Below are 14,008 nucleotides of genomic sequence, written 5' to 3'. Positions count from 1 at the left end.
CGCCATCGGACCGCACCAGGGAGGGGTCGCCGCCGCACCCCCTCTTACCTGCGGAAACGCCCTGGACACCGGAAGCCCGTTTCGCCTACGGTACTGATCGTCCGGGTTCGGACGCCCCTGGACGATCTCCACGAAAGCAGTCCGTGCCATGAAGTGCGCCAACTGCGGAACTCCGACGCCGTGGTCATCCACCGGACGGTGTGCGGGATGCTCCTGGTACACGCCCTACGCGATCACCGACAAGCGGCCGGAGTACCGCGACCCGGGCCGCCTCGCGACATTCGCGGTGGCGATGCTCGCCGTGGCCCTGCTTGCCGATGCTTTTTACGTGGTCGCCTCGGCACGGATGGTCTCCATGGCGGGCGACCTGCTCGTCGGCTCCCCCGATGTCACCAACACCCGCATCGAGTCCGTGTTCAACATGCGGACACTGGCCCTCCGGGTGCACTACGGCTCGTTGATCGCCGCCGCGGTGCCGTTCGTCGTCTGGTTCCGCCGGGCACGGCTCAATGCGGAGGTGTTCGCTCCCACTGCGATGCGCACCAACTCCGGCATGGCGATCGGCGCCTGGATCATCCCGATAGCGAACCTGTGGATGGGCCGGAAGATCGCGAACGACATCGACCGAGCCGTCCTCGTGCCCGTGCCGGAGGGCCCACAGGTGGGCCGACGCGCTGCCGGACGCACTGGCCCCGCACGTGCGCTGCTGAACATCTGGTGGGCGCTGTGGATCGGCTCGATCTGGGGCGGGTTGGGCTACTCGCTCGTCGGCGAGCCCATCGCCATCATGACCGCCGACGACGCGGACAGCTTTTCCCTGGACCAGCTCCATGGGGAGGCGCTCGGCGACGTCGTCAGCAACAGCATCGGCGTGTTGGCGGCCGTGGCCGCAATACTCGTCGTCCGCCGTATCACCGCCCTCCAGCGCGCACGCGCAACGACTTTCCTCGTCTTTCCGGCCCGCGAAGGGCAGCCAGTGGTATAGCCGTCGACGAGGTCGACGAGCAGTCGGAGGTATGGCGCCGGTCACAAGGGGAACGGCATCCACAACGGGATCAACCGAGGTCTTCAGGTAAGGCGCCCGCTACCGGGTCGGATGCGTCCCCGCATCCGACGGCACACCCGTCGCTGGCTCCGCGATCTGCTGGCTGCCCAGCGAGACTGACTTGGGCCGAAGGTGCCACCAGCCGACCTGCACTGTGCGTCCGTGCGGGTGTCCTGTTGGAGGGCACCCGCACGGTGTATGTCTCGTTACCGGGAGCTCGACAAAGTTACGCCCCCGTCGAGCTGTTGATCGTGATGTTAGGGCGCGCCCGGACCCTCATCCTTCCCGCTGGCACTTATGAGCTGCGTGATGAGGAGTTCGACGAGTACGCGGGCCTTGTTGTTCAGGCTGGTGAGGACGTCGCGGGTGTAGGTGCTGTCGGGGCGGTGTGCGAGGTCGTGGAGGACGTCCCAGGCTTGGGCGAGGGGTTCCAGAGCCTGGTGGGCGTGGTGGAGTTTGTCCTTTCGTGTGGCGGTGTAGTGGTCGGCTTGGTCGTGGGCTTGCTGCCAGGTGATGGTTCCGCTGTCGGCGAGGCTGGTGATCGGGGGTTCGGTGAGGCCGTCGGCGCGGCGGAGGGCGTCCACGTTCTGGACGTGCTGGCGGAGGTGTTCTTGCGCCTGCTGGCGGTCGAGTTCGGCGAGGGCTTCGGGCAGGGTGGTTTCCCCGAGGGTGACTTTCTCGGCGAGGTCGGGGGCGTGTTCGCGAAGCAGTTGGAAGCTGGCGTCGCGTGCTTTGTTGTCGGCCTTGGCTTTGCGGACGGTGTCGTAGGCGGCGTCGAGGCCGGGGGCGCCGATGCGGACTTGCTCGGCGAGGTGGGGGGCGTGCTGGACGACGCTGGTGGCGACGGACAGGCGGGTGATGCTGATGCCGTAGGTCGCGGCGTCGGCGCGAAGCGAGCGTTCCGAAAGTGAACGCGCCAGGGCGACGATGATCGCCTGCTGGCCACGGCTGACGTGCCGGCGGCGGAAGTTGTAGCTCAGGATCACGCCGACCGGGTCGTCGCCGTTGTAGGTGGTGAAGCGGGGCTCGATTCCGGCTAGTTTGCAGGCGGCGAGGCGGTTGCGGCCGTCGAGGAGGACGCCGTCGCGGTCGAGCACGATGGGGTGGATCTGACCGCGGGCGGCGATACCGTCGGCGAGGTCGCGCAGTTCCTCGTTGGTGAGCATCGGGAACATCTCGGCGATGGGGTGGACCTTCAGAAGGGCTCCTTAATCGGGTGGGTTCCTGGTGCGCCGGGGTGGCGTACCAGAGGGTGAGGTCCCCGGGCGGCGGGGAGGGTGGCCAGCGGTCAGCGCCTACGGTGCTGCGCGTCGGCTGCCGGGTTCGGGCTGGCTGGGCTGGGCTGGGGTGTGCGGGGGTGGGGGAGGTTGCCTGCCGCGTGGGAGCGCATGCGGGCCGCTTCGGCGCGGCGGTTGGGTGCGGGGTTGCGGCTGGTGTGTTGGATGCGGCCGACGAGGACCTTGGCGGGCAGGCGTGCTGTGGCGAGTTCTCGTCGGGCGGCTGCTTCGGCAAGGAGGGTGCGGGGGCGGTGGCCGCCGGCCTGGGCGTCGGCGAGGACGGTGGCAAGGGCTGGCCAGTTGGGGTCGGCGAGGATGCGGTCGGCGTGCTCGGGGACGGCGGAGCGGACTTCGCCGGCGAGGGTGTGGGTGATGTCCCTGCTTGGTTGGCGGTGGGTGAGGGCGGCGATCTGCTGCGCTGCGGCCTGGTCGTAGGCGGTTTGCAGGTGGGCGGCGGTGGCGCGGGCTGCTTCGGCCTGCTGGCGGTGGCCGTGGGCCTGGTGCCAGCGGCCGGCGAGGATCGCGGCCCAGACCAGGGCGGTGATCAGGGCGGCGATGCCGCTGCCGTCGCGTCCGTCGTCGGCGTCCACGATGTCGCGGGCGGCTTGCCGCAGACCGGCTGCGGCATGGTGGTCGGCGCGGATGCGGGACCGCTGGGCGCGGGCGAACGCCACCGTTGCTGCTCGCAGTTCAGCCCGCAGTTCCGCTGGGCCGACTTGTGCGGTGGCTTCGATGATCTCTCCGAGAGCGGCGATCTGCGCCTGCGCCTGATTGTCCGCTGTGCTCCGGATGCCGCCATCACTGCCACCGCTGGTGTCGGGATCCGGGTTGGTGAGGTTGTCGTGGAGGGTGTCGAGGGCGTCGGTTGCGCGGTGCCAGGTGGTGGTGGGCTGGGTGCGGCGGGCGGTGGGGTGCTCTTCGGGGGTGCCGGTGGCGAGGCGGGCTTGGAGTTGGGGCAGGGACAGGTCGGGGGCGATCTTGCTGCCGGATATATAGACCTGTTCACCGTCGGCCTTGCGGTCGCCGGGGCGGCCGACGGAGTAGCCGGTCAGGTCTCCGGAGGGGAAGCGGCGGATCTTGATCTCGACGCCGTCCGCTTCCAGGTAGGCGAGGAGTTCCTCGACGCTGTGGGCGTGGGGGATGGCGGCGCGGATGCGCTGCTGGAGCCATTCGCGACTGGTCTGCTCCCAGCCCAGGCGTTCGGCTTTGTGCATCTCGGCCTGGCTGGGGCGGCGTTCTGCGGTGCGGTCGCCGGGGGTGATCTGGCGCAGGCCGAGTTCACGCTCGATGGCGCGGGCCTCGTTCTGGGCGCGCATGCCGCAGTTGTGGATCTTGGGGCGACGGCCGTCTTCGCGGACGGTGGTGGCCAGGATGTGGATGTGGTCGTCGGCGTGCCGGACGGCGATCCAGCGGCAGGCCAGGGGATCGCCGTCGGGGGCGATGCCGGCGGCGTGGACGATGCGGCGGGCGATCTCGCCCCACTCGGCGTCGGACAGGTAGCGGTCTTCAGGTGCGGCGCGGACGGGGCAGTGCCAGACGTGGCCGGTGACCTTCTTGCCGAAGCCGCTGTTGCGCACGTGGACGGGCTCGTCGAGGATCCGGCCGAGTTGGGTGAGGGTGGCGTCTTCTTCGCGGCCGGGGTCGGGCAGGCCGCGGGGGCTGAAGGAGGCAACGATGTGCGGGTCGTGGTGCTCGTCGTGGGCGCCGGGCCCGTAGAGGTAGGCGAGCAGTCCGCGGGTATTGCCGCCGGGCGCCTTCACCGAGGGGATCACGGTGCCACCTCGTCGGCGGCGTCGGTGGGGAGGACCAGCGCGCGGGCGATGTGGGTGAGGAGTCGGTCCAGGCGTTCGAGCCGTTCGCGGATGTCGGGTTCGATCCGGTCGTCGCGGTGCAGGACGTAGACCATCTGGTTGATGTTGACGCCGATGCGGTTGATCTCCCAGCGGATCTTCGCGCGGAACTCCTGCAGCTCCTGGCGGTCGGTGTGCAGGGGCAGGTCGACGGTGAACGCGCCGCGGATGAACGCGAGCGCGACATCCGCCAAGTACCCAGAGAGGGTGTCGCCGTAGCCGTGGCGCTCTGCGGCGGCCAGGAGTTCGGCGTGCTCGGGTTCGGTGAATCCGACAGGCCCGACGCGCAGCCGGCGGCGGCTGCCGTTGAACCGGCGGATCCTGCCCTGCGGCACCGCCAGTTCGGTGGGAGGGGCTGCGAGCGGCGGCACGTCGAGCGCGGGGACCCGGTCGTGGACGAAGGCAGCGGCCATCTCGCGGACGCCGCCATGGCCGGCGGGCGTGGTTGCCTCGGCGGGGGTATCGCTGCTGGTCGGCGCGGCGTCGACGCGTACGCGGGCGAGGACGGCGCGCTGGGCGGCGTCGAGCAGGTCCCCTTCAGGCTGGCCGTCGGCCAGCCCCTCCCCGCCTGGCGCGCCCTCGCGCCGGGGCTCCTCCGCCACCCCCGGGGCGGAGACCCCCAGACTCCGGCCGAGTGTCGGAGACTGGGTACAACTGGCTCCGCCGGTGGCATGGCTTTCCGGGGAACTCGCTCCGCCGGGCGGGCGGATGGAGCCGGGGGCGGTCACGTTGCGAGCCGCGTCGGCTGACATCGGGGCGGCGGAGTGGTCGTGGTTCTGGAGGATCAGGCTACTCACTTCCAGGAAGCGGTCCGAAGAGAGGATTGGGCCGTTGTCGGTCGAGCTGGTGATGCGGCGGGATGGTCCGTTCACTCGCGTGCCACGGCCGTTGCTCACCTGGCGAACGGCCGGGGTGTCGACAGAGGGAACGGGGTGCTGTCGAAGGGCGGGATCGTGAGGTCTGCGAGTTTTGGTCCGCGGGATTTCGTGGGGTGGACCGATTCGGCTTCGGGGTTGTCCGGTTCGGCGGACCAGGTGGGGCTGGTCCGCCGGTTGAGCTGGGGAGACTTTCGGTCAGGTCCGGTCGGGGTCCCCGCGTAGTGCGGTCATGAGCTGGGTGAGGCGGTCCTCGCTGACGGTGTGGCCGGCGGCGCGGACGTGTTCGCGGACCAGGGCTCGGGTCGGGGTTTCGTGCAGGCGGAGGACCGGGCGGGCCAGGTTGAGGAGTTCGTCGAGTTCCGCGCTGGGTGGGCGGCCGATGCGGCGGACCGGTCCGGCTGGTCCTGTTCTCTGGTCTGCGGCCGGGAGTTCCGGGCGGGTGTGCTGGATGTCGTGCTCCTGGTGGTCGGGTATCTGGCGCGGGTTCGGCTGGTCCTCGGCGGTGACGTCGGGGATGCCGGGCGTGGGCGACGAGGTGCTGGTGCGGGTGATGAGGATGTGGAGGTGGACGGCTCCGGCGAGAGCGAGTGGGGCGATGGTGGAGAGGATGCCGACGGTGGTGTCGCCGAGGTGTAGGCCGGTGGTGTGGGTTTGCTGGTTGAGGCGGATGGCGTGGAGGGCGTTGGCCCAGACGCTTGCGGTGGTGGCGGTGGCGAAGAGGGTCCAGACGTAGAGGCGGGAGCGGAAGGGGGGCGTTGCGTAGGACGAGGAGGGCGCGGACCCCGTAGGCGATGAAGCCGTCGATGACCAGGGGGAAGAGGTAGGTCAGGGCGGGGCGTACGTGGATGGCGACGGCCGTCTGCCGTAGCGCGTCGTAGGACAGGGCGCCGCCGGCCAGGCCGAGCACGACGAGGGCGAGCGAGTCCCACCAGGAGATCCGCCGGGGGGCCGGCGAGGTCTCCAGGGCATGGGGTGGTGTCGCTGTTGTGGGCATGGAGGCTCCACTCGAGGGGTGGGATGAGGGTCTGGCGCCGATGCCGTGCGGGTACGTCGGTGGTCGGCGTGTGAGGTGTGGGCGCAGGTGGGCAGGTCGAGGCCGGGCTGGGGGCCTGTGGCTACCTGGGTGCTGGGTCGGTCCGAGGCGGGCACGTCGGCGTGCGGCGGCCTACGGGCCGGGATCCCGCGAGGGGCGGGACGGTGTGGATCAGGCTCTGGCGAGGTCGAGTTGACCGCGGCCGACCAGGGCTGCGCGGACCTTGGCCCTTCCGCGCGCGGCCGTCCGGACCTGTTCCCCCGTGCCGGGCGGACTGTCTCCGAGGCCTGCGCAGGTTCGGCAGATGCCTTCGTGCGGGATGGGGCGGGCGCATTCCCCGCACTCGCTCCACGGCGGCGCAGCGGGACCCACTGGTTCAGGGGCAGGGGGGAGCTTGCGGGTCAGGCGGTCTCGCAGGAGCGCTGGCGCGCTGTGGACGGGGGTGGGTAGTCCACCGAGGAGGGCTTCGGCGAGGTCGCGCTGGCCGTAGCCGCGCTCCAGCCATGTGGCGACCAGTGGCGCCAGGGCGAGGGCCTCGGCCGTGCCCAGCCGTAGCCGCGGTTCGGGGCGGATCACCCGGTACAGCAGCGCGACCGCCTCGCTGACCTGACCGTCCGGGGGAGTCGAAGGGCTGCTTGTGTCGGTCCTGATCGAGACCTTGTTCCCCCGTCCGCCCTTCCTCGCAGGTGGGCGGTCGTCGGTCGCCTCGGGGAGGCTCGGCGGCTGGGCGGGGAGGGTGGGTCCTTTCCACCGGCTCTTTACGGGGTTGGCGCCACGGCGATCGGTTCTCGCTGCACCGGATCCCGGATGGGTGAGATCCGGAGGCTGCTGCGGGAGGTCGTAGACGTGGGTCTCGGAGAGGAACGTCCCGTCGGCGCGGCGGACCTTGTCCACGCGGTAGTAGCCGAAGGCGGCCAGCTCGCGCAGGGCCTTGGCGACGGTGAGGCGGCCTTGCGGGCTGCTGTCGGCCATGCGCCGGCCGTCCTCGGACCAGCCGTGGGGGCGCGAGAGAAGATCCACGAGCAGGCCCCGGGCGGTGTAGGACAGCCGCCGATCCTGCAGCAGGGCGTTGGGTAGGACCGTGAAGCCGCGCGCCTGGCGGCTACGATGAATCTGCATGGGGAGTGGTAGCTCCTTGTGCCGGACCCCGGAGCGTTGGCGCGCTGCCGGGGTCACCTTATTGAGTTCGTCGATCACAGAACGTACCACGCAAAGCACGCCCAACCGCCCGGTCCGCGACAGAGATTGATTCTGCATCAGAGGCTGATGGGCGCCCGGATTCTGCGTATATGAGGCTCTGGTCCGGTTATGCTGTCCACGAGAGCGGCTGCGAGCCCGAGGACAGCTCGGGGCGGGGGAGTCCGAGCGATTGGGTACTGGCTCGATCACGGGTTGGGAGGGCTGCCAGAGCGGCCTTGAATCTGTGGAGTCGGAGCTTGGCTCCGGTCCGGCATGGCGAGAGTCGTCCTCGCTTTGGCGCACATGTCTCCTTACTCGGCGCCCTGCCGGCTGGCAGGTCACGGCACCGGGGTAAATCTACTTCGGCCGGAGGCTGGCAATTTCCTGCGGTGTGTGTGGACTTCGGGCGGGCAGTCTGACGCCCGGAATCAGGTGTCGATATCAATTATCCCCGGGAACGCCGGTTTGCCTAACGGTGATTTCCGTGTTATCGGGGGCAGTTGGTCGCCCAGCGAGGGTTTCTTCCCCGCGTTGCTGAGGGCCGATGCGACTCCCCGAAGCAACGGACCGCACCTTTGTGGTCGATGCGAGGTTGGGTCTTGAAATCGAGCGGTTAGGGACTGTCAGGAAGGTGCCGTAGGAGGGCTTACACAAGGGCCCGACCGCATTTTTCCCGCTTCCTGGGGGCTCCCGGCCAACCACCTCTTGGCGGGCCCTCACACGCCCGCTCACTCCCTCGTCGAGCTGGCTCTGAACTGGCGTTTTCCCGAGTATCGCCCTAGCTTGGGAGGCTCTGCTGCACACGGTCGGAGGGGTATCTGGTGAATGCGGACGCCAAGAATAATTACGACGCTACCCACATCACGGTGCTGCACGGCTGGGAGGCCATTCGGAAACGTCCTGGGATGTACGTCGGCTCGACCGGCGAACGCGGACTTCACCATTCGGTGTTCGAAGTCGTGGGCTGGGCGGTGAACGAGGTCCTGGCCGGCCGCGCCAAGTCCGTCGATGTGACGCTCAGGCCCGACGGCGGCGTGAGCGTGGCCGAAGACGGGCCCGGAGCCACGGTGGAGCCCGCCGGGGACAATGATGGTCCCTCTCTCGAAGCACTGCTGACCCGCATCCACGACTGGACGAGGCCCATCGGCCGCGATGTCGCGGCCGTGAACTCGGCAGTACTCGGACCCAGCGTCACCAACGCCCTGTCGAAGTGCCTGACCGCCGAGGTGCGGCGCGATGGGACGAGCAGGCTTCAGGAATATCGGCGGGGCGTCGCGGTCGCCCCACCTGCCGTGCTGGGGCCGGCGGCCGGCAACGGGACCACCATCACCTTCTGGTCCGACCCCGACATCTTCGAGACCGTGGAGTGCTCGTTCGCTGTCTTGGAGGATCGCCTCAGAGAACTGGCCTTCTTGAACCGGAGCCTGGATATCTCACTGACCGATGCGCGTCCTGCGGGCGAGCTCCGATCGCGACGGTTCCGGTTCCCAGATGGGGCGCGGGATTTCGTTGCCATTCTCGACGCCTCGGCCGGGGAGCCGGTTCACCCGGACGTCATCGGCTTTGAGCACGAAGTTCCGCAGATGGAAGGGACGGTTGAGGTGGCCCTGAGGTGGAGTACTTCCCGCGATGAGCGGATCCGCGGCTTCGTCAACAGCTGGCCCACTCCGTGTGGCGGTACGCACGTAGCGGGCTTTCGAGAAGGGGCTTCGTTCGCGGTCAATGCCTACGCGCGGGCGCGGCGACTGCTGACGGCCTCGGAGCCCGACCTCAGCTTCGATCAGATCAGCGAGGGCCTGACAGCAGTGGTGTCGGTGAAGCTGGACCGTCCAGAACTCGAGGGCGCCACCCGCCGCATGCTGGGCAACGCCGCAGTTCGCACCCACGTCGCAGAAGCCGTCAGCGAACGCCTCGGCAGGTGGCTGGAGGAGCAGCCGGATCAGGCCGCAGCCGTCGTCGGCCGGATGATTCGGAACGCACGCAGGATCTGAGTCGCTGTTGTCGTTCCGAATTTGAGGGCGGCGTTTTCACTGGTCAGGCATGGGTTGGGTAGTTCGGTGGGAGGTGTGGCCTGTCGGGTTGTCGCTCGCTGGGGAGGCCGGGATGCCGTCGGTTGTCGGACTGCTGGAACAGCACGAGGTTGCTGCTCGTCGTCGGGTCGACGGGCTGCGGGAGGAGGCTGATCGGATCCAGGCCGAGCTGGCCGAGGCCGAGCAGGAATGGCAGGAGTGGTCGGTCGCCCGCAGGCGAGTCGACGCGGTGCTGGCTTCCGGCGGCGATGACCAGGCGGAAGCCTCCCAAAGCTCGCGGGATGCGGTGCAATCGAGGTCACAGGTGCCTGTGTGGCGCGAAGGGCTTGCCTGTTCGGTCCTGTCGGTGGACTACCAGCGGATCGTGCAGGCACTCGCCGACCGGTCCCGGCTTCATCAAGGGCCCTTGACTTGCCAGGAGATGGCCGCGGTGTTCGGGATGGACGTGGTGCCGGCGCGGGTGGAGGCCTTGCGGGCGAAGGCGAAACGCCTGGTCGCGCGGGGATGGCTGACCGAGCCCTCACCGGGCCAGTTCACGCTGGCGAAGGGTGTGGCCGGGCCAGTCGGCGGGTCATGAGCAGGGTCATCGACCAGTAGACGATCGCCTCCGCGCTGGTGGTGCGGCGTTCGTAGTCGCGTGCCAGCCGGCGGGTGCGCATCAGCCAGGCGTTGGTGCGCTCAACGATCCACCGCTTGGGCAGGACCACGAAACCCTTCTGGTCGTCGCTGCGTTTGACGACCTGCAGGACCAGCGCGAGGACGGCCAGGCAGTGCTCGACGAGGCTGCCGGTGTATCCGCCGTCTGCCCAGACCAGGACCAGACGGTGATGCGCCTCGGCCACCCGCTGGAGCAGGACCTTCGCGGCGGTGCGGTCTCCGACGTCCGCAGCGGTGACCATCACGCCCAGCAGCAGCCCGAGACTGTCGACCACCAGGTGCCTTTTGCGGCCGTTGATCAGCTTCCCGCCGTCGAAGCCGCGGCTGTCCGAGCCCACCACGGCGTCGGCCTTGACCGACTGGGAGTCGATCACGGCGGCCGTCGGCTCGATGTCCCGCCCGGCACGGGTGCGGACCCGGTCGCGCAGCCGGTCGTGGAACTCCCCGATCAGGCCGCGGTCGCGCCAGCGGCGGAAGAACGCGTAGACCCGGTCCCACGGCGGGAAATCGGCCGGCATCGCGCGCCACTTGATTCCGTTGTCGACCAGATACCGGACCGCGTCCAGTATGGCCCGGTGGCAATACGCCTCCGGCTGCCCGCCGCGGCCCCGCATCCAGCCCGGCACCGGCAGCAACGGCCGGACCACCTTCCACTCCTCGTCCGTCATGTCCGACGGATAACGCGGCTGCCGGGCCCCGTTGTCGGCGGCGTTTCCGAACCGGTGTGCCAGGCAGTCACACCCCGGAGTGACCGAACTGGACGGCCCAGCCATCGACACGGAACACTCCAACACCGGGGCCTCCTGACGTTGTTCGTTGATTCGACACCATCGAACTGTTCAGAAGGCCCCACCCTTATGCACCGACCATGCCGTCACCACCCAAACGGGAACCCCGGTTCGAAGCCCACTCCCCAAGGCCGGAACGACAACAGCAACTGAGCGGCAACGAGCCGCCCCGCAGACGCCGGTGAAATGGGTCGGCAGGCGCGGTCGTCATGTAGATCGGCAGGTCAACCGGGCGCGCGCTCGCCCACCTGCCTTGCTGCTGACTCAACTTCCGTTGTCTCAGCAGTGGTCCTCGACGTAGAGCATGCGGCGCCCTGTCTCGTCGCGGAATTCATGCGCAAGGTAACGGCCCGTCGACCAGGCGCCACCGGGGCCTTTGTACGTGCGTTTGACTCGATCCCAGAGCACAGGCTGCTCGTCTTCCGACGTCACTCGCGGAAGGATGCCACCCATGTCCCCCCACACCAGTGGCGTAGTGGAGTCCCTGATGAGGCGACGGACCCCGCGTAGATCTAGGCGCTTGCGGTGGAGCAGCCAGCGTGTCCCATCATCGTCGAGCAGTGCCACAGGACCGTTAAGGCTGTCGGGGTTCGCGGGGAAGCGCTCCATGCGCCCACTCTCCCAGCAGCACCGTCGAGTGTCACGCGGAGCAGGACCACAGAAGTTGGGCCAGAGCCCGTTCTCGTGAACAGAGCCAGCACCAAGTGGGGCGAAGAGCGACCCGGGCCCATTGCGGAGATTCTCATCAGGGTCCGGGAGACAGCGAAGGTCCCTGCCAGCGTGTCTCCCCCGCTACCTTTTTGCTCGTCTGCCTCGCCCGACGCCGCGTCGACGTCCTGTTCACGATGCTCTGCGACGGCATGTTCTACCAGCCACGGCCCGATGGGCGTCAGCTGACCTGCGGGTCCGCCAGCAGCACCACCCGGTCAGCCTCGACATCGAACCCGAGCACTGGATACCCGGGGTCGGTCTCCGGATCCATCAGCACCGGCTTGCCCAGGCAGCGACCGATCGCCCGGAGGAAACCGCAGAACACATCAAGCCGCTCCTGGCCCTGCAACTCCCGCAGGGCGACATCGAAATCGATCTCCGCTGGGCCATAGAAACGGAAGACCGCGCTGACCTCGGCGGCCGGCCAGACCGACAGACAGGCAAGCTCCGCATCCGCTGGACGGGACAGCACTGCCTCAGCCCGGGGCAGCGGCAGCACGTCCTCGCCCACGGCGTACTGAAACCGCCAGCCACTCGCGCTCACCAGGTCCAGCAACGCTTGCCAGTCCTCCACCGACGTATCAGGCACACGCAGGTCCGGCAACGACCCCATCAGATCCGGATCGAAGAAGTTCCTGACGTCGTCCCACAGCAGATCAGACACCCCGCCATACTGCCCGCCATCCCCTCACATCGCAGCCGGATTTATTTGACGAAACTCATCGGGGTATCCCCCGGGGGCTGCGCCGGATGCAGAGTTTCGCGGCTCGTGACCAACGGCCCGAAGGGAGTGGGTCGCCTCGATAACACGGAAATCACCGTTAGGCAAACCGGCGTTTGTCGCCATGATGGCATTTGTCAGCGCCGACTGTTCGGCAGCAGAACGGTGCAATTTGGCGAAGGTGACCAGTTGCCCCGTCGGAGCCGTCTAGGAGCGGCTGGGTGCTCCATTTTGATGGACCGTCGAGGAGGAATGTCGTGGGTGGCCAGTCGGAGCCGGAAGTTGAACCTGCGTACCTGAACATCCGCAGTGCTGCCAGATATATGGGTATCTCCGAGAACACCCTCTATGTCTGGCGTCACCGACGGCAAGGGCCGCCCAGTTTTCGAATGGGCCCCGGAGGTCGGGTCATGTATCGAAGGGACTTGCTTGAGGCGTGGCTGGCTGAGCAACAGGATGCCGACTCGCGATCAAACCCCGCTCTCAATCCCCTGCGAAATCGGGTGCGACGACGAGCGTAGCGCCCGGTCTCGCGACCTACGAAAACAACAGGCCGGGTCCAGGAATTGTTTCCATTCAATGTTTTCTCCGGTTCGAAGGCGGGGACGTGACCTGTGTTTGTGGCATCTGGTTGCTGCGAACTGAAAAGTACCCGGTCGATGAGGAGTTGGGTGTGGCGGGCTACATAGAGGATCGTTGGCTGAAGAAACGTCCGAACAAGGAAACCGGAAAGCGTGAACGCACCGCGCTCTGGGGAAAGTCCACCCGTTACCGGGTGAAGGGGATACCGGGGGTCCGGGACCGCTCGTTCGACACAGTTGCGGACGCGAAGGCATGGCTCGCCGAGACCCAGACTGATGCCCGTCGCGGGGAGTTCATTGATGTGCGGGACGGTGTCATCAGCCTCCGTGAGTACGTCGAGAAGCACTGGTGGCCGTCGCAGGTGCATCCTGCCCAGACATTGGAGAGCATGAGGTACCGGATCTGGGGCCAGGTGCTACCGCATCTCGGAGACCTGGCGCTCAGAGACATCGGCGTTGCGGAACTGCGCAAGTGGTCGGCCGACGTCCAGAGGACGGTGGCTTCGAACACGGCGTACGTGGCCTGGGTGTACCTCAAGGCGGTCATGCAGGCGGCAGTTGAGGACAAGCGTCTCTACCGCAACCCGTGCAAGGGCAACACTTCGATCAGGCCGCCGAAGAAGCCGGAGCGCAAAGCCCGCTCGTGGGGACAGGATCGTGTCGACGGGGCGCGGGTGGCGCTGTCCGAGCGTTACCGGATCGCCCTGGACCTCGGAGTTGGATGTGGACTGCGCCAGGGTGAGGTGTTCGGCTTCAGTCCACGTGACGTGCATGGCGACTACCTGCACGTAGAGCGGCAGATCCTTACGTACAAGTCGCGCCTGTACTTCGGCCCGCCCAAGGGAGGTAAAGAACGAGACGTGCCGCTGCCGACGGCGGTCGCCAAGCGACTGCTCACCCACCAGGAACGGTTCAAGCCAATCGACGTCACCCTGCCGTGGCTGGACCCCGAAGAGCCCGACCTTCTGCGCGAGAACCGCCGAACGGTCACCATCCCCTTGCTCGTGTACACCGGGCGGGGCGGCGCGATCAACCGCACCACCTGGAACACGAAGGCGTGGAAGCCGGCCCTCGCCGCGGTGGGCGTCATCCAGCCGCTGCCGAAGCGCCAGCCGGGCGAGAAGCCGTCTCGTGTGTGGGAGCCGAGCCGGGAGCATGGGTTTCACATCCTGCGTCACATTGTCTCCGCTTAGTTTGCGTGTAGCGATTCTCTCCAAGTAGGCCGGTGGCCTTGCCGTTTGGGCTTTGCTTCGCGCTG

The 14,008-nt window shown here is 68.1% G+C and carries 12 protein-coding genes and 1 pseudogene; 6 read left to right on the top strand and 7 right to left on the bottom strand.

Annotated elements, in window-relative coordinates:
- Nucleotides 1-148: 148 nt before the first annotated feature.
- Complete coding sequence (locus OG552_RS09765) at nucleotides 149-985, top strand: DUF4328 domain-containing protein (RefSeq protein ID WP_329131295.1); 837 nt, start codon at nucleotides 149-151, stop codon at nucleotides 983-985.
- Nucleotides 986-1,302: 317 nt separating this feature from the next.
- Here OG552_RS09765 and OG552_RS09760 read toward each other — a convergent pair whose 3' ends face one another.
- The 3 genes from OG552_RS09760 to OG552_RS09750 all read right to left on the bottom strand — a co-directional run bounded on the left by OG552_RS09760 (nucleotide 1,303) and on the right by OG552_RS09750 (nucleotide 4,774).
- The gene (locus OG552_RS09760) at nucleotides 1,303-2,211 is read right to left on the bottom strand and encodes a ParB N-terminal domain-containing protein (RefSeq protein ID WP_329131293.1); all 909 of its coding nucleotides are present in this window, start codon (nucleotides 2,209-2,211) and stop codon (nucleotides 1,303-1,305) included.
- A 122-nt stretch (nucleotides 2,212-2,333) separates the two neighbouring features.
- Nucleotides 2,334-4,094, bottom strand: a complete 1,761-nt coding sequence (locus tag OG552_RS09755; protein ID WP_329131291.1) for a relaxase/mobilization nuclease domain-containing protein — start codon at nucleotides 4,092-4,094, stop codon at nucleotides 2,334-2,336.
- On the bottom strand, nucleotides 4,091-4,774 hold the full coding sequence (locus tag OG552_RS09750; protein WP_329131290.1) for a plasmid mobilization relaxosome protein MobC: 684 nt from the start codon (nucleotides 4,772-4,774) through the stop codon (nucleotides 4,091-4,093). The genes OG552_RS09755 and OG552_RS09750 overlap by 4 nt, the downstream gene beginning before the upstream one ends.
- 537 nt (nucleotides 4,775-5,311) lie before the next feature.
- Between OG552_RS09750 and OG552_RS09745 the strand changes: the two genes are divergently transcribed.
- Nucleotides 5,312-5,686 carry a hypothetical protein gene (locus tag OG552_RS09745; protein WP_329141385.1) on the top strand — a complete coding sequence of 125 codons (375 nt, stop codon included), beginning with the start codon at nucleotides 5,312-5,314 and terminating at the stop codon, nucleotides 5,684-5,686.
- Here OG552_RS09745 and OG552_RS09740 read toward each other — a convergent pair.
- Nucleotides 5,594-6,044: pseudogene (locus OG552_RS09740) on the bottom strand (DUF2637 domain-containing protein); the annotation flags it as partial. The gene OG552_RS09745 and the pseudogene OG552_RS09740 overlap by 93 nt on opposite strands.
- 210 nt (nucleotides 6,045-6,254) lie before the next feature.
- Entirely contained in the window at nucleotides 6,255-7,202 is a 948-nt protein-coding gene (locus OG552_RS09735; protein WP_329131288.1) for a hypothetical protein, read from the bottom strand.
- Nucleotides 7,203-8,083: 881 nt separating this feature from the next.
- Between OG552_RS09735 and OG552_RS09730 the strand changes: the two genes are divergently transcribed.
- On the top strand, nucleotides 8,084-9,253 hold the full coding sequence (locus OG552_RS09730; protein ID WP_329131286.1) for a DNA gyrase subunit B: 1,170 nt from the start codon (nucleotides 8,084-8,086) through the stop codon (nucleotides 9,251-9,253).
- A 112-nt stretch (nucleotides 9,254-9,365) separates the two neighbouring features.
- A complete protein-coding gene (locus OG552_RS09725; RefSeq protein WP_329131284.1) occupies nucleotides 9,366-9,869 on the top strand; it encodes a hypothetical protein in 504 nt (167 codons plus the stop codon).
- Here the strand turns inward: OG552_RS09725 and OG552_RS09720 are convergent.
- Both OG552_RS09720 and OG552_RS09715 read right to left on the bottom strand, forming a co-directional pair.
- The gene (locus OG552_RS09720; protein WP_329131283.1) at nucleotides 9,826-10,617 is read right to left on the bottom strand and encodes an IS5 family transposase; all 792 of its coding nucleotides are present in this window, start codon (nucleotides 10,615-10,617) and stop codon (nucleotides 9,826-9,828) included. The genes OG552_RS09725 and OG552_RS09720 overlap by 44 nt on opposite strands.
- 1,009 nt (nucleotides 10,618-11,626) lie before the next feature.
- On the bottom strand, nucleotides 11,627-12,112 hold the full coding sequence (locus tag OG552_RS09715; protein ID WP_329131282.1) for a hypothetical protein: 486 nt from the start codon (nucleotides 12,110-12,112) through the stop codon (nucleotides 11,627-11,629).
- A 278-nt stretch (nucleotides 12,113-12,390) separates the two neighbouring features.
- Between OG552_RS09715 and OG552_RS09710 the strand changes: the two genes are divergently transcribed.
- Nucleotides 12,391-12,690: a helix-turn-helix transcriptional regulator gene (locus tag OG552_RS09710; RefSeq protein WP_329131280.1), complete on the top strand. Its 300-nt coding sequence runs from the start codon at nucleotides 12,391-12,393 to the stop codon at nucleotides 12,688-12,690.
- Between the two features lie 152 nt (nucleotides 12,691-12,842).
- The gene (locus OG552_RS09705; RefSeq protein WP_329131279.1) at nucleotides 12,843-13,943 is read left to right on the top strand and encodes a tyrosine-type recombinase/integrase; all 1,101 of its coding nucleotides are present in this window, start codon (nucleotides 12,843-12,845) and stop codon (nucleotides 13,941-13,943) included.
- The last annotated feature ends 65 nt before the right edge of the window (nucleotides 13,944-14,008 follow it).

It is taken from the genome of Streptomyces sp. NBC_01476 (assembly GCF_036227265.1).
GTDB lineage: Bacteria > Actinomycetota > Actinomycetes > Streptomycetales > Streptomycetaceae > Actinacidiphila.
This window is presented reverse-complemented; position numbering and strand designations above follow the sequence as displayed.

What these genes read in the sequence shown, in the direction of transcription:
- OG552_RS09760 (WP_329131293.1), bottom strand. Translation starts at nt 2,211, where the DNA reads ATGCTCACCAACGAGGAACTGCGCGACCTCGCCGACGGTATCGCCGCC.
- OG552_RS09725 (WP_329131284.1), top strand. Translation starts at nt 9,366, where the DNA reads ATGCCGTCGGTTGTCGGACTGCTGGAACAGCACGAGGTTGCTGCTCGT.
- OG552_RS09720 (WP_329131283.1), bottom strand. Translation starts at nt 10,617, where the DNA reads ATGACGGACGAGGAGTGGAAGGTGGTCCGGCCGTTGCTGCCGGTGCCG.
- OG552_RS09735 (WP_329131288.1), bottom strand. Translation starts at nt 7,202, where the DNA reads ATGCAGATTCATCGTAGCCGCCAGGCGCGCGGCTTCACGGTCCTACCC.
- OG552_RS09765 (WP_329131295.1), top strand. Translation starts at nt 149, where the DNA reads ATGAAGTGCGCCAACTGCGGAACTCCGACGCCGTGGTCATCCACCGGA.